Annotated in this window: 16 protein-coding genes and 1 pseudogene; 6 read left to right on the top strand and 11 right to left on the bottom strand. The window is 62.5% G+C overall.

Going from position 1 to position 20352, the window contains the following annotated elements:
• Positions 1-8 precede the first annotated feature (8 nt).
• The 5 genes from HU742_RS02675 (at position 9) to HU742_RS02655 (ending at position 5237) form a co-directional block, all read left to right on the top strand.
• The gene (locus HU742_RS02675; RefSeq protein ID WP_186645025.1) at positions 9-1766 is read left to right on the top strand and encodes a bifunctional alpha/beta hydrolase/class I SAM-dependent methyltransferase; all 1758 of its coding nucleotides are present in this window, start codon (positions 9-11) and stop codon (positions 1764-1766) included.
• On the top strand, positions 1766-3103 hold the full coding sequence (locus HU742_RS02670; protein ID WP_186645024.1) for a phosphatase PAP2/dual specificity phosphatase family protein: 1338 nt from the start codon (positions 1766-1768) through the stop codon (positions 3101-3103). The genes HU742_RS02675 and HU742_RS02670 overlap by 1 nt, the downstream gene beginning before the upstream one ends.
• Positions 3100-3564: a hypothetical protein gene (locus HU742_RS02665; protein ID WP_186641114.1), complete on the top strand. Its 465-nt coding sequence runs from the start codon at positions 3100-3102 to the stop codon at positions 3562-3564. Before HU742_RS02670 ends, HU742_RS02665 begins: the two co-directional genes overlap by 4 nt.
• A 118-nt stretch (positions 3565-3682) precedes the next feature.
• Positions 3683-4303, top strand: a complete 621-nt coding sequence (locus HU742_RS02660; protein ID WP_186641103.1) for a lysophospholipid acyltransferase family protein — start codon at positions 3683-3685, stop codon at positions 4301-4303.
• 1 nt (position 4304) lies between these two features.
• A complete protein-coding gene (locus HU742_RS02655) occupies positions 4305-5237 on the top strand; it encodes a phosphatidate cytidylyltransferase (RefSeq protein WP_186641101.1) in 933 nt (310 codons plus the stop codon).
• Positions 5238-5310: 73 nt separating this feature from the next.
• On the opposite strand, the gene cyoD is transcribed toward HU742_RS02655, so the two are convergent.
• From cyoD to HU742_RS02625, 6 genes are all read right to left on the bottom strand, one after another.
• On the bottom strand, positions 5311-5640 hold the full coding sequence (cyoD, locus tag HU742_RS02650; protein ID WP_186645023.1) for a cytochrome o ubiquinol oxidase subunit IV: 330 nt from the start codon (positions 5638-5640) through the stop codon (positions 5311-5313).
• Positions 5641-6255: a cytochrome o ubiquinol oxidase subunit III gene (gene cyoC, locus HU742_RS02645; RefSeq protein WP_186645022.1), complete on the bottom strand. Its 615-nt coding sequence runs from the start codon at positions 6253-6255 to the stop codon at positions 5641-5643. It abuts the gene before it with no gap.
• A gap of 3 nt (positions 6256-6258) precedes the next feature.
• Positions 6259-8232, bottom strand: coding sequence for a cytochrome o ubiquinol oxidase subunit I (gene cyoB / locus HU742_RS02640; protein ID WP_186645020.1), 1974 nt, complete (start codon positions 8230-8232; stop codon positions 6259-6261).
• A gap of 3 nt (positions 8233-8235) precedes the next feature.
• Positions 8236-9168, bottom strand: a complete 933-nt coding sequence (gene cyoA, locus HU742_RS02635; protein ID WP_186645019.1) for a ubiquinol oxidase subunit II — start codon at positions 9166-9168, stop codon at positions 8236-8238.
• A 14-nt stretch (positions 9169-9182) separates the two neighbouring features.
• Complete coding sequence (locus tag HU742_RS02630) at positions 9183-9425, bottom strand: HP1242/YdcH family protein (protein WP_186645018.1); 243 nt, start codon at positions 9423-9425, stop codon at positions 9183-9185.
• 161 nt (positions 9426-9586) lie between these two features.
• The gene (locus tag HU742_RS02625) at positions 9587-10474 is read right to left on the bottom strand and encodes an MBL fold metallo-hydrolase (protein ID WP_186641090.1); all 888 of its coding nucleotides are present in this window, start codon (positions 10472-10474) and stop codon (positions 9587-9589) included.
• Positions 10475-10628: 154 nt separating this feature from the next.
• Between HU742_RS02625 and HU742_RS02620 the strand changes: the two are divergent.
• Positions 10629-10748: pseudogene (locus tag HU742_RS02620) on the top strand (type II toxin-antitoxin system RelB/DinJ family antitoxin); the annotation flags it as partial.
• A 216-nt stretch (positions 10749-10964) separates the two neighbouring features.
• Here the strand turns inward: HU742_RS02620 and HU742_RS02615 are convergent.
• From HU742_RS02615 to HU742_RS02595, 5 genes are read right to left on the bottom strand one after another with little or no spacing between them, the layout of a single operon-like run.
• On the bottom strand, positions 10965-11798 hold the full coding sequence (locus HU742_RS02615; RefSeq protein ID WP_186641084.1) for a YfaP family protein: 834 nt from the start codon (positions 11796-11798) through the stop codon (positions 10965-10967).
• Between the two features lie 3 nt (positions 11799-11801).
• A complete protein-coding gene (locus HU742_RS02610; protein ID WP_186645017.1) occupies positions 11802-13421 on the bottom strand; it encodes a DUF2300 domain-containing protein in 1620 nt (539 codons plus the stop codon).
• Position 13422: 1 nt separating this feature from the next.
• Entirely contained in the window at positions 13423-17991 is a 4569-nt protein-coding gene (locus HU742_RS02605; RefSeq protein ID WP_186645033.1) for an alpha-2-macroglobulin family protein, read from the bottom strand.
• Complete coding sequence (locus tag HU742_RS02600) at positions 17988-18647, bottom strand: DUF1175 domain-containing protein (RefSeq protein ID WP_186641080.1); 660 nt, start codon at positions 18645-18647, stop codon at positions 17988-17990. Before HU742_RS02600 ends, HU742_RS02605 begins: the two co-directional genes overlap by 4 nt.
• Positions 18632-20341 (bottom strand): DUF2138 domain-containing protein, encoded by a 1710-nt coding sequence (locus HU742_RS02595; protein WP_186645016.1) that lies wholly within the window; start codon positions 20339-20341, stop codon positions 18632-18634. Before HU742_RS02595 ends, HU742_RS02600 begins: the two co-directional genes overlap by 16 nt.
• Between the last annotated feature and the right edge of the window lie 11 nt (positions 20342-20352).

Here is a 20352-nt window from a genome sequence, read left to right as displayed (position 1 = left end):
AAGTTGCAATGCGCGAAGCCCAGGAATTGACGTTCACCACCCATGATGGCGTGGAGTTGTTCTACCGGCACTGGCCGGCTCTCGACACTGTTGCGGGTGAACCCCGTCAGGCGGTGTTGTTGTTTCATCGTGGTCATGAACACTCCGGGCGCATTGCGCACTTGGTGGATGAACTGGATTTGCCCGGGTTCGAATTTTTCGCCTGGGACGCGCGCGGTCATGGCCAGTCGCCGGGCGCTCGCGGCGACAGCCCGAGTTTCGCCACCAGCGCGCGGGATGTGCAGACGTTTTGCGATCACATCGGCGCCACGCATCAGATCGACGAACAGAACATTGCCGTGGTGGCGCAAAGCGTCGGCGCGGTGATCGCGTCCACTTGGGTCCACGACTACGCGCCGCGCATTCGCTCGCTGGTGCTGGCGTCGCCGGCTTTCAAGGTCAAGCTCTACGTGCCGTTTGCCCGTCCGGGCCTGGCGCTGATGCGCAAGTTTCGTGGCAATTTTTTCGTCAACAGTTACGTCAAGGCCAAGTTCCTCAGCCATGACCCGGAGCGCGTGGCGTCCTACGACAGCGACCCGTTGATCACCAAGGCGATCTCGGTAAACGTGCTGCTGGGCCTGTACGAAGCGGCCGACCGGGTTGTCGCCGATGCCCAGGCGATCCAGGTGCCGACGCAGCTGTTGATCTCCGGTTCCGACTTCGTCGTGCATCGCAAACCCCAGGAACAGTTCTTCGAGCGACTGGGCAGCCTGCACAAGGAAAAGCACATCCTGCCAGGGTTCTTCCACGACACCCTGGGCGAGAAGAATCGTGCTCCGGCCATTGCCAGCGCCCGCCGTTTCATCCTGCAAAACTTTGCCCGCCCGCTGGACCGCCCTTCCCTGCTGGATGCCGATCGCCTGGGCGTGACCTGCGCCGAAGCGGAAACCCTGGCCACGCCGCTGCCGCACAATTCGCTGCGTGACCTTTACTGGCGCATGACCCGCGCCAGCATGCGCTTTGGCAGCAAGTTGTCGGCTGGCGTGAAGTTGGGTTTCGACACCGGGTTCGACTCCGGTAGCACCCTGGATTACGTCTACCGCAATCGCCCCACCGGCACTTCGGCGCTGGGCAAAGTCATCGATCAGAACTACCTGAACTCCATCGGCTGGCGCGGCATTCGCCAGCGCAAATTGCACGTCGAGGAGTTGCTGCGCCTGGCCATGGGCAAGTTGCGCGAGCAGGACCGCGAGGTGCGCATCGTCGACATCGCCGCCGGCCATGGCCGTTACATTCTTGAAGCGCTGCAAGGCGTCAGTCCGCTGCCGGAATCGATCCTGCTGCGCGACTACAGCGACATCAACGTGCGCGACGGCAGTGCGCTGATTGTTGAAAAAGGCCTGGGTGACATTGCGCAGTTCGTCAAAGGCGATGCCTTCGATCGTCAGGACCTGGCGGCGCTGGAGCCCAAGCCGACCCTGGCCGTGGTGTCCGGCTTGTACGAATTGTTTGCCGACAACCAGATGGTCGGCGCTTCCCTCGCCGGTCTGGCCGAAGCCGTTGAGCCTGGCGGATTCCTGATCTACACCGGCCAGCCATGGCACCCGCAACTGGAATTGATCGCCCGCGCCCTGACCAGCCACCGCGCCGGCCAGGCCTGGGTGATGCGCCGACGTACGCAAGCGGAAATGGATCAACTGGTTGAGGCGGCGGGTTTCCGCAAGATCACCCTGCGGGTCGATGAATGGGGCATTTTCAGCGTTTCCCTGGCTCAGCGAGTGCAGTAATGAGCGCCGTCATTGCTCCGGCCCGCGAACCGGCACTGCTGAAACCGGCGGTGCTCTGGCTGCTGTTGCTGGCGCCGCTGTTCTTCAGCACCTACGGCTTCGCCACTTGGATCACGTCCCAGCGCGACGACGTTGGCAGCCTGGTGTTCGCGTGGGAAAGCCACATGCCGTTCATGGCGTGGACCATCGTGCCGTACTGGTCGATTGATCTGCTGTACGGCCTGTCCCTGCTGCTGCCCAACAGCCGCGACGAACTCAAGCGCCACGCCTTGCGGCTGCTCACGGCCCAGGTGATTGCGGTCAGCTGTTTCCTGCTCTGGCCGCTGACGTTTACCTTCCCACGGCCAGAAATGGATGGCGTGTTCGGCTGGATGTTCGACGTGCTGGCGGGCTTCGACAAGCCGTTCAACCAAGCACCGTCGCTGCACATTGCGCTGCTGGTGGTGCTTTGGGTCTGCTATCAACGCCACCTGCAAGGTATTTGGCGCTGGTTGATGCACGGCTGGTTCGCCTTGATTGGCGTGTCGGTGCTGACCACGTATCAACATCACTTTGTCGACGTGCCCACGGGCGCGTTGGCCGGTTGGTTGTGCGTGTGGCTGTGGCCGCTGGACCGGCCGAGTCCGCTGCGAAGTGTCCAGCTGACGAACGACCCCGCCCGCCGGAAACTGGCCTTGCGTTATGGCCTGGGCGCCGTGGCGTTTTTCACCTTGGCGTTTGCTTTCGGTGGCACGTGGCTCTGGTTGATCTGGCCGGCGGTGGCGGTGCTCATGGTCGCGCTGAACTACCTGGTGTTCGGCGCGAGCGGGTTCCAGAAGCGTGAAGATGGCCGGTTGAGCCCGGCGGTGCGTTGGTTGTTGGCGCCCTATCTGGCGGCGGCCTGGATCAATTCCCGCGTGTGGACGCGCAAGCATCCGCAGCCGGATCAGGTGGCGGATGACGTCTGGCTCGGACGGATTCCTACGTCGACGACGCTTAAAAGCAGCCCGTTTACTGGCGTGCTCGACCTCTGCGCCGAGTTATCGATGGACAGTACGGCAATCGCCTATCGCAGCTTGCCGGTGCTCGACCTGACGGCACCGACGGCCGAGCAGTGCCTGAATGCCGCGCAGACCATCGAAAGCCTGCGTCAGCACGGGCCGGTGCTGGTCTGCTGCGCCCTGGGGTATTCGCGCAGTGCCACCGCCGTGGCGGCGTGGTTGCTGGACAGCGGTCGCGCCGAGAGTGTCGACGCGGCCATCGCCCAGATTCGCCAAGCCCGGCCGGGCATCGTGTTGTACCCGGCCCATCGCCAGGCGTTGGAACAACTATCCAAGGGATTCGGGGCATGGTCATGAGCAGCGACATGGAACTGCACACCGTGGCGAGCCTGTTGCGGCGCGGTCAGTCACTGGACCAGTTTTCCACCGGCTTGACCCTGTTGGCGGCACTGATCGGCCTGGGTCAATGGCTGGTGGGTAGCATCGATCCGTGGCTATTGCTGCTGAGCTTCGGCGTGTTCGTCCTCGGCATGCAGGAAAAATATCTGGCGTTTCGCGTGGCGTTCGATGCCGATCTGTTTCAGATCGTCGCGGATGCCGGCAAACCGCTGACCGAACGCACCCAGGCGCTGGACACGGCCCTGGCCAATCTCGGCCTGCAACCGGTCGAGCGCGGCGGGCGGTCATGGCCCGAGCGCAGCCATGGTTCGATGCGACTGCTTCGCCGCCAAGCCTGGGTGGTGGCTATTCAGGCGCTGTTGACGGTGAGCTTCGTCCTGGCGAGTCCCTGGCTGGTTTTCTCGGGTCTGGGTGTTTAATACAGGCCTCTTGGGGCTGCTGCGCAGCCCAGCGGGAGCAAGCTCCCTCGCCACAGTTATCGGTGCCGGCCAGTAAACGTTGTGCAGATACTTATGTTTCTCAGGACAAGGAATCCTCATGTTCGAACCCGTGGTCGCCAATCTCATCACCTCCGCCGCGCGCATGGTCACCGGCGCTCGCAGCCTGTGGCTCGGCTGCGCGCCGACGCCGGTGCAGCGGATCTACTTCGCCAACCACAGCAGCCACGGCGACTTCGTGCTGCTCTGGGCCTCGCTGCCACCGGCGCTGCGCAAGCTCACTCGCCCGGTTGCCGGGGCCGATTATTGGCAAACCAGCCCGATGCGTCGCTACATCATCAACCGGGTGTTCAACGGCGTGCTGGTGGATCGTGAGCGCAAGGATCCGTCCTACAGCCCCTTGCAGCCGATGCTCGAAGCACTGGAAAACGGCGACTCGCTGATCATCTTCCCGGAGGGCACGCGCAATCCAGAGGAAGGCCTGCTGCCGTTCAAGAGCGGGATCTACCACTTGATGAAAAGCCACCCCGAGGTCGAAGTGATCCCGGTGTGGATCGCCAACCTCAACCGCGTCATGCCCAAGGGCCGGGTGCTGCCGCTGCCGCTGCTGTGCACCACCAGTTTCGGTGCGCCGCTGCGCATCGAGGACGGCGAAAGCAAAGAGCAATTTCTTGAACGCAGCCGCGCCGCACTGCTGGCGCTGGCCCCGGAGCACGTCTGACATGGATCGATATACCTTGATGTTGTTTGGCGGGATCGGCGCGATTCTGCTGCTGGCTTCGCTGGTCGGTTTCATTCTCAAGCTGCGGACAAAAGGCGCGCCGAACTCGGTCATCGAGAACCTCAACGCCCGGATCAATGCCTGGTGGATCATGGTGCTGGTGATCGGCATCGCGTTCTGGCTCGGCAACGCGGCGGTGATCCTGTTGTTCTACGCGGTATCGTTCTATGCCCTGCGGGAATTCCTTACGCTCACGCCCACGCGGCGCAGTGACTACCCGGCCCTGGTAGCGGCGTTCTACCTGGCGTTGCCGCTGCAATACCTGCTGATCTACTTCGACTGGTACGGACTGTTTTCGATTTTCATCCCGGTGTACGTGTTCCTGCTGCTGCCGATCCTCGCGTCCTTGGGCGGCGACAGCACGCACTTCCTCGAGCGCGCGTCCAAGGTCCAGTGGGGGCTGATGATCGCGGTGTTCTGCATCTCCTTCGTGCCAGCCTTATTGACCTTGGACATTGTTGGTTTCGAAGGGCGCAACCTGCTGCTGATCGCCTACCTGGTGATCGTGGTGCAGTTGTCGGATGTGTTGCAATACGTCTGCGGCAAGTTGTTCGGCAAGCACAAGATCGCGCCGAACCTGTCGCCGTCGAAAACCGTCGAGGGCTTTGTCGGCGGGATTTTCCTGGCCTCGCTGATTGGTGGCGCGTTGTGGTGGATCACGCCGTTCAACCCGTGGCAGTCGTTCCTCATCGCTTTGCTGATCAACCTGCTGGGCTTTGCTGGCGGCATCGTCATGTCGGCGATCAAGCGCGACCGCGGCGTCAAGGATTGGGGGCACATGATCGAAGGCCACGGCGGCATGCTCGACCGGTTGGACTCGGTGTGCTTCGCCGCGCCGATCTTCTTTCATCTGGTTCGGTATTGGTGGACTTGAGATCAAGCCAGGCCTGACGGCCTCTTGCCTGTGGTGAGGGAATTTATCCCATCACCACAGGTTTACCTCTGGCTCAATGCGCCAACATGTTGTGATGCACGCTGTACATGATCCACAGCGACAGCCCCACCAACAGCGCAATCACCACCGTCGAGAACACCAGCGCCGTCAGGTTCCAGCGTTGTTGCGGTGAGAAGTCGAGGTGCAGGAAATAGATCAGGTGCACGACGATCTGGATCACTGCAAATACCGCCACGATCCCGGCCGTCAATGGTTTTGGCAGCGTGGGATACATCACCAGCGCGAACGGAATGACGGTGAGGATGACCGACAGAACGAACCCGGTGAGGTAGGATTTTGCGCTGCCGTGGCTGGCATCGACGCTGCTCTGAAGATTGCTCATTTACATCACTCCAAACAGATAGACCACGGTAAACACACAGATCCACACCACGTCGAGGAAGTGCCAGAACAGGCTCAGGCACCCCATGCGGGTGGCGTTGACGGTGGTCAAACCGTTGCGTTGCACTTGGAACATCACCACGGCCATCCAGATCAGGCCGGTGGTGACGTGCAGGCCGTGAGTGCCCACCAGCGTGAAGAAGCCGGTGAGGAACGCGCTGCGGTTGGGGCCGTAGCCTTCGGCGATGAGTTTGTGGAACTCATGGACTTCCATGCCGATGAACGCCAGGCCGAGAACGAACGTCAGGCCGAGCCAGGCCAATACCTTTTGCTTCTGGCCGGCGCTCAGGGCGAGCATGGCGAAGCCGTAGGTAATGCTGCTGAACAGCAGGATGAACGTTTCCGTCAGCACGTAGGGCAATTCAAAAATGTCGGCGGAGCCAGGGCCGCCGGCGACGCTCTGACCGAGTACCGCATAGGTCGAAAACAGCGTTGCGAACAAAATGCAGTCGGTCATCATGTAGACCCAGAAGCCGAACAGGGTCATGGAGCTGGCGTCCGAGTGCCCGTGTTCGGATTCCGGTGCCGTGGCGTTTGGCTGGACGAGATTGGACATGGATCAAGCCTCCGCCAATGCCTTGATGCGTTGATTTTCGATCCGCGCCACCTCTTCGGCGGGTACGTAGTAATCGATGTCGTCATCGGCGCTGCGCCAGATCACGCCACCGATGGTTGCGACCAGCCCGACGATGGCCAGCCACCAGATATGCCAGACCAGGGCGAAACACATGATCAGGCTGAACAGGCTGATGACCAGTCCCATCGCCGTGTTGCGCGGCATGCGGATGCTCTGGAAATCGGCTTCGACGACGGTTCTCTGGCCGCGCTCCTTCATGCCCCAGTAGGCGTCGATGCCCTCCACCACCGGTTGCTGGGCGAAGTTGTAGAACGGCGGCGGCGAGGCGGTGGACCACTCCAGCGTGCGGCCGTCCCACGGGTCGCCCGTGAGGTCGCGGTTCTGGTGGCGCTGGCGGATGCTGAAGTAGAACTGCAGGATCTGGCAGACCACGCCGCAGAGAATGATGCCGACGCCGAACAACTCCGCCAGCAACCATGGCTCCCATTCGGGCACGTTGAAATGGTTCAAGCGCCGGGTCATGCCCATGAAGCCAAGGAAGTAGGACGGCATGAAGGCGAAGTAGAAACCGATGATCCAGCACCAGAACGCTGCCCGCCCCAGACCATCATGAAGCTTGAAGCCAAAGGCCTTGGGGAACCAATACGTCAGGCCGCACAGGTAGCCAAACACGGCGCCGCCGATGATCACGTTATGGAAGTGGGCGATCAGGAACAGGCTGTTGTGCAGCAGGAAATCCGCCCCGGGCACCGCCAGCAGCACGCCGGTCATGCCGCCGATGCTGAAGGTGACGATAAAGCCGACCGTCCACAGCATCGGCGTTTCAAAGCGCACCCGCCCGCGGTACATGGTGAACAGCCACGTGAAGATCTTCACCCCGGTGGGCACGGCGATGATCATGGTCATGATGCCGAAGAAGGCGTTGACGTTCGCCCCCGAGCCCATGGTGAAGAAGTGGTGCACCCAGACGATGAACGACAGGATCGTGATCGCAATCGTCGCCCAGACCAGCGAGTGATAGCCGAACAGGCGCTTGCGGCTGAAAGTGGACGCCACCTCGGAGAAGATACCGAACGCCGGCAGGATCAGGATGTACACCTCCGGGTGGCCCCAGGCCCAGATGAGGTTGACGTACATCATCGGGTTACCGCCCAGCTCGTTGGTGAAAAAGTGCATGTCCAGGTAACGGTCGAGGCTGAGCATGAACAGCGTCGCGGTGAGGATCGGGAATGACGCGAGGATCAGCACCGCCGTGCACAGCACCGTCCAGGTGAACACCGGCATGCGGAAAAGGGTCATGCCCGGTGTACGCATTTTCAGGATGGTGACGAAGAAATTCACCCCAGTGAGCAACGTCCCGACGCCGGATATCTGCAATGACCAGATGTAGTAATCCACCCCGACCCCGGGGCTATAGGACAAGCCCGATAACGGCGGGTAAGCGACCCAACCGGTACGCGCGAACTCCCCCACCGCCAAGGAAATATTGACCAGCATCGCACCGGCGACGAACAGCCAGAAACTCAACGCATTGAGGAACGGGAACGCCACGTCCCGGGCGCCGATCTGCAAGGGCACGACGATGTTCATCAAGCCCACCACCAACGGCATCGCCATGAAGAAAATCATGATCACGCCGTGGGCGGTGAAGATCTGGTCGTAGTGCTCCGGTGGCAGATAGCCGGGCGAGCCGTCGGACGCCATGGCCTGTTGCGTGCGCATCATGATCGCGTCGGAGAAACCGCGCAGCAACATCACCAGCGCCACGACGATGTACATCACGCCGATGCGCTTGTGGTCCACCGAGGTAAACCACTCTTTCCACAGGTAGGTCCATTTGCGGTAATAGGTAATGGCGCCCATGCCGGCCAAGGCGACCAGGCCCACCACCGCAAGGGTCCACATGATGATCGGCTCATCCGTCGGGATCGCCTCTAGCGTCAGTTTTCCAAACATGCCTTACTCCTGCGCTTTCCGTTGAGCCCCGACGGGAGGCTCGATGCTGCCCTGCATGTCGTGCATGCGATGCTCGACTTCACGGGAACGGTTCATGCCTTCGTATTTATCGATGATGCTCTGGAACAAGTCCGGCTGGATCGACGCGTAATGTTCCACCGGATGCTTGACCGTGGGCCGGGCGAGTTGGGCGTAGCTGTCCTTGTCCAGGCGCTTGTGCCCCGCCCGCACATCGGCGACCCACTTGTCGAAGCCCGCCGCATCGGTGGCCAGGGTCTGGAAGTGCATGTCAGAGAAACCCGGCCCGTTGTAATTGGCGGCGATGCCCCGGTATTCCCCGGCCTCGTTGGCGATCAGGTGCAACTGCGTCTGCATGCCGGCCATGGCATAGATTTGCCCGCCGAGGGCCGGGATGAAAAACGAGGTCATGGCGCCGTCGGACGTCACCTTGAAGTTCACCGGTGTATCCAATGGCATGGCCAGTTCGTTGACCGAAGCGATGCCCAGTTCCGGGTAGATGAACACCCATTTCCAGTCTGCCGCGATGACCTGCACCACGATCGGTTTCACGTCCGAGTCCAACGGCCGGTACGGGTCCAGGGCATGGGTGGACTTCCAGGTCACCACGCCCAGGATGATGATGATCACCAACGGAACGCCCCAGACCACCGTTTCGATCTTGCGCGAGTGGGCCCACTCCGGCGTGTACTTGGCCTTTTCGTTGGAGGCGCGGTATTTCACTGCGAAAACGAACGTCATGACGATGACCGGTACCACCACCAGCAACATCAATAACGTCGAGAGGATGATCAAGTTGCGCTGGTCAACGCCGACCTGTCCCTTGGGATTGAACAACACCATGTCGCAACCACCGAGCAACAGCATCCCGCCGACCAGCAACAACCTCATCCAGTAACAAGGCAGTCGAGTTCGCATGTCTAACGCTTCGCTTATTGAGTGTTTGCCAGTTGCTGACTGATCTTGTCTTTGATCGCCAGGCGCTGTTCCTTGAGTCTGCGGATGTCGTCATCCTCGACGTTGCCCGCCGAAATTGATTCGGCTGCCAACACTTGGTTATCCACGTCCGTGTATTCATCGAGCAGGCGATCAAGCTCCGGGTCTTGTTGACGACGTTGTTGAACCGCCTCTTTGCCGCAATTCAAATCCTGATAAAGATCGTGAGAAGCAGGCATGGCCTTCTCCTTAAGCAGTGATATTGGGGTACACGATTTTTAGAATTGGCCCCCACGGCTAAGTTGAAAGAAACATCTGGAAACGGTGACGAACGGCAGCGCTGACAAAAAAAAGCCCACGAGACGTGGGCAAAGGGAAAGCTGTTTCAGGTTGGATCGGGTCAGGAAGACTGTCTGCCCGCTGCCGAGGGCATGGCCGTGGAGTCCACCCGGACCGTGCGAGCCTGGAGGGTGGCGCGCTCCCACTCCCTGGCGTCATGGCTGCAAAAAATCTCGACGTGCCCGTCCTGGGTCCGTGCCAACTCCCGCAGGCGATTCTGATTGCGGATTCGTGCCGGGCGGTGGGTGTCCATCATGTATTGATAGAACTTCAGGCCCGCAGGACAGTGGCGCTCGGGTCGATGCACTTCATCGTGGAAAAAATACGCGTCGCCGGCGTGCAGCATCCAGCCATTGGCGGTGCGCAGGGCAATCCCGGCGTGGCCGGCGGTGTGGCCTTGGAGCGGCACCAGGAAAATATCCTCTTCTTCGGCGCCGACCAGCGCGCGCACCGAGTCAAAACCAAACCAGGTGTCGCCTTCGGTATTGTAGAACTCCCAACTGTCGACGCCTTGCCATTGCCGCGCCTGGAACCGTCGCCGACTGATCCAGCCGTCAGCGGAACGCGCCGCCGCCATCTCGTCACGCATGACATGCACCCGGGCCTGGGGAAAATCCTGGAGCCCGCCGGCATGATCGAAATCCAGGTGCGTCAGCAGGATATGCCGCACGTCATTCGCATCGAAGCCCAGGCGCCGCACTTGTTCCAAAGCCGTGAGGCGATGCTCGAACTTGATGTTGTTGAACACGCGAAAAAAACGACTCAGCCGCTCGGGCGTCTGCACATCCCGCTGGCCGAAACCGGTGTCTACCAGGACCAAGCCGTTGGTGTCGGTTTCAATCAGCAGGCAATGGCACACCAGGCACGCGGTCAGCCCTCGACTGTAGCCATCGAACAGCGCACCACCCACCGGGCACATGCAACCGCAGTTCAAATGATGGATGCGCATGGCTGGCCTCCTTTCCCGGGCAGGGCTTTTGTTGCAGGTTTTTTAACGGACTCTGGGGAATCGACTGGCGGGTAGCTGGGGGAATTCCGAGAAGGCGACGGGCGGCCGCTTAGTGCAGTGCCTGGCGAGGGGGAATAAAGTGAACCACCTGTGGCGAGGCATGCTGCCTTTCAAAGCTGCGCTACTCAGCGAGGAAGATGAGGCGCTCATTGCCGTTGTGACGGAACGTCTCGCTAACCCTCAAAGGGTTAAGGTAAGCCTGGATGACCTATAGCCTGGAGTTTGATCGACGTGCCCTGAAAGATTGACTGGCGCTATTCGTGGGGGCGCCACCAGCGCTCTTCGTGGCGAGGGAGCTTGCTCCCGCTGGGCTGCGCAGCAGCCCCATCAGGCTTCAATGCGATCAGCCTGACCCTCCGTGTCGCATGGTTTAGGGCGCTTTACGCCCAGCGGGAGAGCAAGCTCCCTCGCGCCATGGATCGCGTCGGCTTCAGGGGTAGCTGAAGCTCTTGACCAACGTCAGCTCGCCGACGGCGCGCATCGGCACCACGAACGTTTCCATCTTCTCGCTCGGCGTGCCCTCTTCCGTGATGACGGTGACCTGGGCCGTGGTCAGGGCTTGTTGCGCCTGCTCCACTTGTTCGCCGTCGCCCTCTTCGTCCTCGTCACTGCGATAACCGCCGCCGTAGTAATTCACGTACACCAGGTACTGGCCTTTGATAGGCGCGGGCATGGCGAAGATTTCCGGGCCATAGCCGGTGGTGACGTCGACGTCGAGCGCGGCGCCGTTGGCCACGGCGCGGTCGCCGTACCAGATGTGGGCGCCGTCGGGAGTGACGAGGTGCAGGTCGAGGTCGGTGCCGTCGCTGTCCCAGGTCAGCAGGACCCGCAATTTGGCCGGGGTGGCGCCGCCGCTGGTGTTGAGGAATTGCGTGCGGTGGCGCTGCTGGCCGTCGGCGCTGCGCACTTCAACGCTGTTGCTGCCGTTGGGGAATGAGAACGGGCGGTCGAAACGGCCTTCTTCATCCACTTTCAGCGGCAGGCTGACGCCATTGACGATGAGCTGGCCCGGCGCGCTGCTGTCCTTGGGCGCCCCTTTGATCTGGCCGCTGATGCGGGCCGTGTCGGCCTGGCCCGCAGGTGTGTTGACCGACGAGGCCGGGTAGTTGACGGTCTGGCTGAAGCTTTCGCCCTCGCCGCCCGGCGCACCGCTGCGCCAGCCGCCGACGGGAGTGTCGAGCTTGATGGAGTCGGCGGCCATGGCCGGTGGCAACGCGGTCAGGGCGCAGAGCAACAGCAAGACCTGTGGATAACGGAGTGTCATGGTCTATTCCAGCAAGAGGTGACGGGCAAGCCCTTCGATATAGGTTTCGTCCTGGCCGTTGGGATGAGCTTCAAAGGCCAGGTGCAGGTATTCATGTGTGAGGTCGAGACGGTCTTGCAGCGTCAGTACGCCGCGCACATAAATGCGCTGGCGCTCGCGGTCAACGTAAGGCCGGCCGAAGGCAACGCGGCAGACGGCGAAAGCGCTGATTTCGTTGTAGCCCACTTCGCTTTCCAGCCGCTCACGCCAGCCCCGTCGCTGTTTCAGCAGCCATTCCTGGGCGGCGGGCAGCGCTTCGCAGGACGCCACCGGATTGTCCCAGCGGCTAAGGCTGGCGCGCGGATAGGCATGCAACAGAATGGCGTCATAACGCTGGCCGCCGTTGGCCTGCTCGACGGCTTGGGCCCAGGACAATTTGTCCGGGCCGGCCTGGTCGGAGTGGTAAGTGATATCGGTGCCGGCCAGCACCAGGTCGCTGGTCCAAGCCGCAATGGCACGGGTTTCAGGCGCTGCCGGACGCGGCGCGACGCGCTGGCGATGACTGCTGTCGTCGATGCTCAGGCAATCGCCATTGCGCTGGGCGTTTTGCAGCAGGTAGGTGCGGATCGCCACGGCCAACGCCTTGGCGGCTTCGACGGGCTCGGCCTTGGCTTCGCGTTGCAAGACCCGAGCGACGTATTCCTCCCGGTCCAGGCGCGCCACCAGTTTGCCGGGCATCAGGAACAGTTCGCCGTCGCTGTGGATGTCCAGTTGATTACCGTTGGTGAACTCGACGCGGTAGTCGCCCCGCAGTTGACCCACCGTGGCCGGGTGATCGCCGGACATCACCCGTTGCAAGGGATAGCGGGCAAACAGCCCCACCTCCACGCAGCGCCCGGTTTCCGCCGGCCAGCGGGATGGCAAGGCCGTGGCCAGGCCATCGCCATAGTTCTTCAGGATTTGCTGGCTGGTGCCGCGACCACCGGCCCAAACCGGCGTACCGTCAACCAGCCAACCGGCGAAACCGCCCTGTCGCGACGCAGGTCCCTGGTCGCCCAGCCAACTCCAGGTCTTGACCCGCAAACGCCCGCCCAACTGGCCGACCACTCGCCCGTCTGCCGCGCCAAGCACGACGTCGAGTAACACCCGGCGGGCTTGATCCTGGGCCGGCAGCGTGGCCAGCGCCTTGAGCAATTGCGCGACAGGCACTTGGGTTTGCGGCTGCAAGGCCGGCAAGTCCAACAACCAATTCGGTGCTTGGCGGACCTGCCAGTAATCACGCCAGCTCGCGGCCGAAAGCCCGAGGCGTTGCGGTTCGAAATACAAGCCGCAGGACTTCACCAGCGCCTGGTCGCGGCCAATGCTCTTTCCGGCGGTGCAGCAATAGACTTCCTCTTTCGATTCACCGCGACATTCATACACCGGCTCGCGGGCATCGGTGTCCACCAGCCAGGCGTAGACGAAGAGTTTCCACAGACTGCCCAGCGGCGCTTGCAACGAATCGGGCAGTGGCTGGCGGTCCAGCACTTGAGTCTGGCTCACTCGCAGCAGTTCGCCGTCGAAGGCCAGGCGCAACGGTTCCTCCTGCGCTGTCGCCAGCGCAGGAATCAAGCACAGCCACCACCAGCCCCACCGCTTGCGCATGTCAGTCGACCGTGACCTGACCGAGGGCCGGTTTCTGCTCCCGAGCCTGGTTCTGTGGCGCGTAGACCTGAGTGAAACGTACCGGCGGCACGCTGAACTGGCCCTTCTGGGAGAAGCGCACCAAGTGTCGCAAGCGCAGCTCGCCACTGAGGGCATCCACCGGCACCGCGTAGGCCATCTGGCCCGGCTCGAAACGAGCCTTTTCCAGGGACGTCGGCTCACTGTCGGCTTTGCCCATCAACTGAATGCCCCACGTCGTGCGTTCCACATCGGCGCCCGGCGGCAGCGGCACTTCGAGCATGCCGTAGCGCAGCGGGGTCGGGGCCTTGCTGTTGATGATCACTTCATCCAGATAGAGGCTGTCACTGGACAACGGTTTGTTGCCCACCGCTTCGAGCTTGAAGGTGAAGGCCTCGTCGCCCGGCACCAGGCGCGACAGGCGTCGGGTGATGGACACGGCCATCGGCGCCAAGGGCGCTTGCTGGCTCTGGAAGCTCAACGCCGCTTGCAATGGACGCTCCTGGGCGCCGGTCAGGGTCAGCATCGTTGGAAGCTGCGCGCCCTGCCATTGCCAGTAGGTTTCACCGGTCGCGCCTTGCTTGGCTTTCCAGCCTTCGCCCGGCGCCAAAGCCACGGCCGGTGCGGCCTGTTCGATGCTGCGTTGCAGCCAGGTCAGGGCCAGGGCTCGTTCGAGGGTGGACTGTTGCGGCAGCACTCGTTCCAACAATGCAGTCGCGCGCGCCTGGTCGAAGCTTTGCAACGACAAGAGCAAGGCCTCGACAAACGGTTGCGAGCTGAGCTCCAACTGCTGTTGCGCGGCGTCGGCTTGGCGACTGAAGGCCGCGGGTAATGGCACTTTCGCCTGTTTGGCCAGCGATGCCGTCAGGACACGCGCGCTGGCCAGGCCAAGGGCTGAATCCGGCGCGTACATGACCAGGCTGTCTTCACCGCTGTCCAGCACGCTCTCGGTGCTGTCTTCGCTGGCCTTCGCCAGATCATCCATCAAGCCACTGAGCAAGGTGTTCACCGGCAGTTGCATCTGCTTGGCGAACGACAGGATCAGCGCACGTTGCAACAGCGGCGTATCACCGGCCTGCTTGGCGTAGACCTCCAGCACCCGCTGCCAGTGTTCCGGCGGCAGGCTCAGGTCCAGCGCCTGGCTGGCGTGCCAGTCGGCGTAATAGGCGTACGCGGTGAGGAATGCATCCGGCTCACCGTCCTGGCCCCACCACGTGAAGCTTGCCGATGGACCGGCCATTTGCACCAGGCGCAGGCGACTGTTCTGCATGATCAACCGCAAGCGGTCGCGGATCTGCGGGTTTGACGCCAGGGTCGGGTAGGCGATGCTCAACGGCAACAGGCGACTGGCGGTCTGCTCGACGCCGCCGTACGGGTAGCTCAGCAGATCATCGAGGGCCGAACGGAACAGCGCTTGCGGGCTGTCATCCAGGCGCAGGCGAATATCGCTGGCGTCGGCCGGCAGGGTCAGCGGGGTGTCGCCGCTGGCCACGTCAAGGCGCTGGCTCTGGGTGACTTGCCAGCCGTTGCCGCTGGCGTTCAAGTGCATGGCCAGGGCGTCCTGGGTTTCGCCGTTCAATTGCAACTGCACGGTCAAGTCGCCATTGCTCAGCTCCATGGCAGGCAACGCCACGTAGTTGATGCCGCTTTTCAGGTCCGCGACGACGCGCTGTTCGGCGCCGGCGTAACGGATCAGCAGCTCGGCCTTCAGTGGCTTTTCCGATTGGCTGAAAACGAACAGGCCCAGTTGCGGCTTGTCGCCCACGCGGAAACGGGTCGGGCCGCTCCACTTCAGGTACAGCGGTTTTTCCGAGGCGATGAACTGCTTCTTCTGGCCCACTTGGCCGTCGTCGGCGATCGCCTTGGCGGTGATGCGCCAGCGAGTCAGCGAGTCCGGCATCTTGAAGGTGAAGCGGGCCTTGCCGTTGGCGTCGGTGACCAGCTCCGGTTGCCATGCGGCGGTGTCGACGTCTTCACGACGCGGCCGTTCCAGCACCTTGACCCCGCGCTCGCTGCGGTTGGCCTTGCCCGGCGCGCCGGAGCTGCCCGGCAGCGCTACGTCGTAGCTGATGAACGACAGGCTGGCGCTGGTGCGCACGTTGTTACGACGCGGGTGATAGAAGAACTGGTCGATGGTCGGCGCGACTTCCGGTTGCAGCGCGTAGACCATTTCATCGACCACGCTGACGGTCAGGTGCGCCGGGATCGCCTTGCCGGCGAACTGGGTGCCCAGGTCCACGGTCACGGTGTCGCCCGGCCGGTAGGTGGCTTTATCGGTGGTGATGGCCACGTCGATCTGCGGCGCAACGACCTTGATGCCGGCGTTCTGGAAGCTGTACTGGCCGCCCTTGGTGTACAGCACGGAGAAGGTCAGGTTCGGCGCAAAGTTATCTTTCACGGCAATGCGCGCGCGGTACTGGGTATCGCTGAGCTTTTCCATCTTCAGCCAGTCGGCGCCCTTGGTCAGCAGGGCCGTGGCCTCGACTTTGTCCCGCTCCAGGGACAGCAGCGCGTCGCTGACCGGCTCGGGGAAGGTGATCAGCGCCAGCGCTTCGTCACCCGTGTGGTATTCGGGCTTGTCGAAGACGATCTCGACCGTGCCCGGTACCGCCTTGATCCCTTCGCCGGTCACCGCATGGGCCGCGGCGCCGATGACCCGGCCGTGGTCGTCCTTGAGTGTCAGGTTGTAGGTGCCGGGACGGTCAAACGTAAGCGTGAAGCCCTTGTCCTTGGCGGCGAGTTTGCCCTCGCCAGTGGTCTGGTCTTCCAAACGTACCCAGGCATAGCTGCCCGGCGTCACGGCTTTGCTCTGCTCGCTGGCGCCTTCATTGGCGTAGCTGAACGACACTTTCTGGCCGGCGGCGCTGAACCGCTGGGGGGCGCTCAGGCGGAAATTCGCCGCGCCACGGTCGATGAGGATTTCCTTGGTGGTCTTGACCCGATACGCCGCGCCATCGCTGGCGAACACCGTGAGGGTATAGCGGCTCGGTTTGTCGGCGGCTGGCAGGTCGAGGGTCGCATTGCCCTTGCCGTCGGTGGTCACTTCGCTGCTGGTCAGTTCAACCGGGAATTGCCCCAGGTATTGCAGCTCGTTATCGACCATCGACAGTTGCTGGGCGCGCAGGCTCAGGCTGACCTTGGCATTCGCCACCGGCTTGCCGTCGGGGTAAAGCAACACGAGGTTGCCTTTGACCGGCTCACCGGTGCGGTAATCCTGCTTGGCGAGGTTCAGGGCGATCTCGAAGTGCGGCTTGATGTATTCAGCCACGCGGAAGGCGCTGCTGTAGAGCTGGTCCTTGTAGCGCAAGCGCAACTCATAACCGCCGGCCACGGCGTTTTCCGGCAGTTGGAAACGGCCCTGGGTGCCGGCCTTGGAGTCCAGCTTCAAGGCCAGGGTTTGCAACGCGGTGCCGGTCGCGTCGAGCACGCTGACGTTGACGTCGGCGGCGGTCGGTTGCACCGATTCACGGGCGTTCTTGAACTCACGGCCAACGATTTTCAGCGACACCCAATCCCCCGGCCGGTACAGCGGCCGGTCGGTGAAGGCGTAGAGCTTGGTGTCGTAGATTTCGCTGTCGTAGTAGAAGTTTTCCGAGACGAAGACCCCGCCCTCTTCATCTTCACCGATGACGAACGAACGCTCCGGGCTGACGTGCTTGAGGCGCAGCAGGCCGTCTTCATCGGTGGCTCCGCTGCTCATCACGCCCAGGCCGTCAGTCCACAACACGTTGACCTTGGGCACCGAACGGCCTTCATGCTTGCGCGCGGCCCAGACCAGCAACTCGTCACCGGCAATCTTGCTCACGGCCACGGTGTTGGAGACGAAGACCATGGTGGTCGCGCGATATTTACCGATCAGCGCTTCCACCAGGTACAGGCCTGGCTTCAACTGGCCCAGCGGCACATAGACGTTGCCCGGGGCGACGCTGACGAACTCACTGGACGAACCCGCCAGGTTGACCCCGGCTGGCGGCTGGATTGGCTTGGCCTGCCACAGCGGATAACGGAACTGGCTGACCACCGGCAAACCGGGGATCAAGGCGAATTGCGCCGGTGCGTCGTACGGTGTCGGCGCAACCAGGGCATTGCCGATCTTCAGTTCCGGCACTTCTTCGGTGACCTGCTGGCGGGACTCGTAGGAGAACGCCCGTTGCATCACTCGACGAGACTTGCGGTACCAGTTGTCCCACAGGTAAGCGAGGGTGTTGGACAGGCCTTCGCCCTTGAACTGGCCGTCGCTGACCACGCGGTGCAGGTTCTTCTGGCGCTTGAGGAAGTCCAGCGGCTTTTCGATGCGATAGACGCGGATGTCGGCGCCGCCGTAGGGCTCCATGCGGAACCGGCGGTAATCGCGACCCGGCGCTTCGAGACGGACCATCGCCTGCTCGTCGCTGGCAAAGCTGCTGTCGGCCAGCAGGAAGAAGCTTTCACCGGACACCGGCGTGTAGCCGCTGGGCTCCACGCTGTCTTCGGCGTTCACCAGGGGGGCCAGCAACAAGGCAAACAGCAGGGGCAGTTTCGAACACAAGCGCAGCATGCGGGCACCGGTCATTGGGTGAGAAAGTTGAGTCGATAGACGCCGATGAAGTTGGGGTTGGCTGCGTCGGGTATCCATCGGGTGTCCTTCCAGTTCATGAGTTGTTGCAGGCTTGCGGAGCGCATGCCGTTGTCAGTTGGGGTAGCGGTGCCGGTGTGATAGGCGATGTAGCGGCCCATCCAGATCATCAGGTGCTGGTCGTCGCCCTGATCGAAGAACATCAAGTCGCCGGGCCGGGCCTGGGTGACATCGCGACCCACCAGGCGGCTGTTGAACTGGATCAGCTTGATCGCGTTGACATAGGGCCCGACCTTGCCGCCACCCTGCTGCCATTGCTGGGCAAGGCGCCGTTGCGCATCGCTCAGGGGCAATTCCGGCGGCAGGTAGCGATTGGACAAGCCATTACTGCGCAGCCATTTGTCATCGTGGACCTTCAGCGCTTCGTTGGCGGCGAAACGCACCAGCCCGGCGCAATCCTGCTGATACCATCGCGGGCTCGGGCCTTTGGTCAGTTGCTCTTGGGCGATGCGCACGAACCAGGCGCGAAAGACCTGGGATTGCTGGGCGTCCAGCGGCGGCGCCTCGACGGCAAGCGCAGGCCCGCCGAGCAGCAACGCCAGTAGCAACGCCAACGCCGGGTTGCGGATCAGTGCTGTCACAGCGCTTTCCATTCCAGCGGCAGCCACTGCCAATGGCCGTCCGGCTCGCTGCCTTCAGGCAACGTCAGGGCGTATTTGCCGTAGCCGCCGAGGGTGCGCAGTTTCGGAATCAGGTAGGTTTGCGCAGCGTTGTAGAACACCGGTTCCATGTCCTGGGGCAAGCTGTCGAGGGTTTCGCGCTGCATCAGTTGCGCCATGGAATCGGGGCCGAAGTAGATCGGCATCAGCACGTCCTTGGGCACGACGTCGGCCATGGGCGGGAAGCGCTTGTCGAGGGTGCCGAGGGCCTTGTCCACCAGCTTGTCATCGAGGGAGAACAGCAACGTCGAGCCGTGGCGCGCCAGGCTCACGCGCATGAACGCCTTGCCGGTGATGGACTCAGGTTGCGCGGCGTCCTTGGCCAGGTAAGGGCCGAAGTTGGAACTGACCTGGCGCTGCCAATGGTGGGTCGAGCCTTCTTGCTTCTCGACCACCGGGAACGCGTGCTCGGCAACATTGTTTTCGTAGGCGCCCACCATCGAACCGAACAGGTTGCCCAGGTCGGCGTCGAGCTTACCGTCGTCGTCATTCAAACTTGCCACCAGCAGCGGCGTGTACAGGCGTGAGTCGGCGTACCAGCACAGGCCCGCCGCGCCGGCCATGTGGTCGACCATGGCCTGGGCGGCCTTGTCGTCGGCGCCGAGTTTAACCAGCAGCGGCTTCTGCTGCTCCGCCGCCAGCGGCAAGGCGACACAGGCGCTGGCGCCCATGGGCATGGCTTGCCAGATTGGCTTGAAGTCGAAGTCCGGCTGGTTTTCCAATTCGTCCATGGCCAGGAAGCTGTGCCAGCCCTTGTCATCCATATCGAAACGCAACCCGGCGAAGTTCGGGATGAAACGCTGGTAGCCCATGGCAAGCACGCTGGCATTGACCGAGATGCGTTGCTTGGTCTCAGGCGCCTTGGGCGGCAGGCCGAAAGCTTCGGGGAAGAGTTTTTCACCGGCCAGCAAGGCCTCGATGGCCTGGGTCGAGACCATGCCCGGTTCATCGGTAGGGCCGTTGCCCTTGTCGTAAAGCTTGGTCGGGTTGGACAGCACGACGAGCTTGTCGCCATGGGAGGCGAAGACCAGGGATTTGCTGGCGTTATAACTGAGCTGGTACAGCGCGACTTCATCGCCGCCCACTTTCAAGTCGCCGAGCTTGCTCAACTGGGTGTCGTCCAAGGCGACTTTCGCCAACGGCTCCAGCACCTTGGCCAGGCCGCCGCGATCCATCACCAACAGGAAATCCTTGAGCCGACCGTCCGCACCGCGCCACAGCGCCACGTCCGCCGGTTGGTCGAAAAGCGCCTCGATCAGGCTGTCCTGCAGCTTGAGGTCATGCTCGTAGATGATCCGGCGCAGGCTGCCGATCAACCCGAGGCGGTCGGCGTGGGCTTCGTAATAGAAGACGAAATCCTCGGTGAGCGTGGCCTTGAGGAACGGCACTGCCAGCAAGTCCTTGGGCAACTGGCTCAGGGAATGCGCTTCGAGCAAACCGTCGGGGCGGCTCACGCCGAGCTTTTCCAGTGCCAGCTCCATCGGCGGCGCCTTGGGCTTGGTCATGAACCAGCCCAACCCGGCGGCCACACCGGCGACCAGGCACAGCCCGATCAGTATCGCCGGCCAGCGGCGCACAGGTTTGGCGACAGGTGTCGGCGTGGTCGGGGAAGCAGTGTTGTCGCTCATATTCACTAGGG

It is taken from the genome of Pseudomonas marvdashtae (assembly GCF_014268655.2).
Classification (GTDB): domain Bacteria; phylum Pseudomonadota; class Gammaproteobacteria; order Pseudomonadales; family Pseudomonadaceae; genus Aquipseudomonas; species Aquipseudomonas marvdashtae.
Note: the sequence above shows the minus strand (reverse complement) of the source record. Positions and strands in the feature narration are given on the sequence as shown.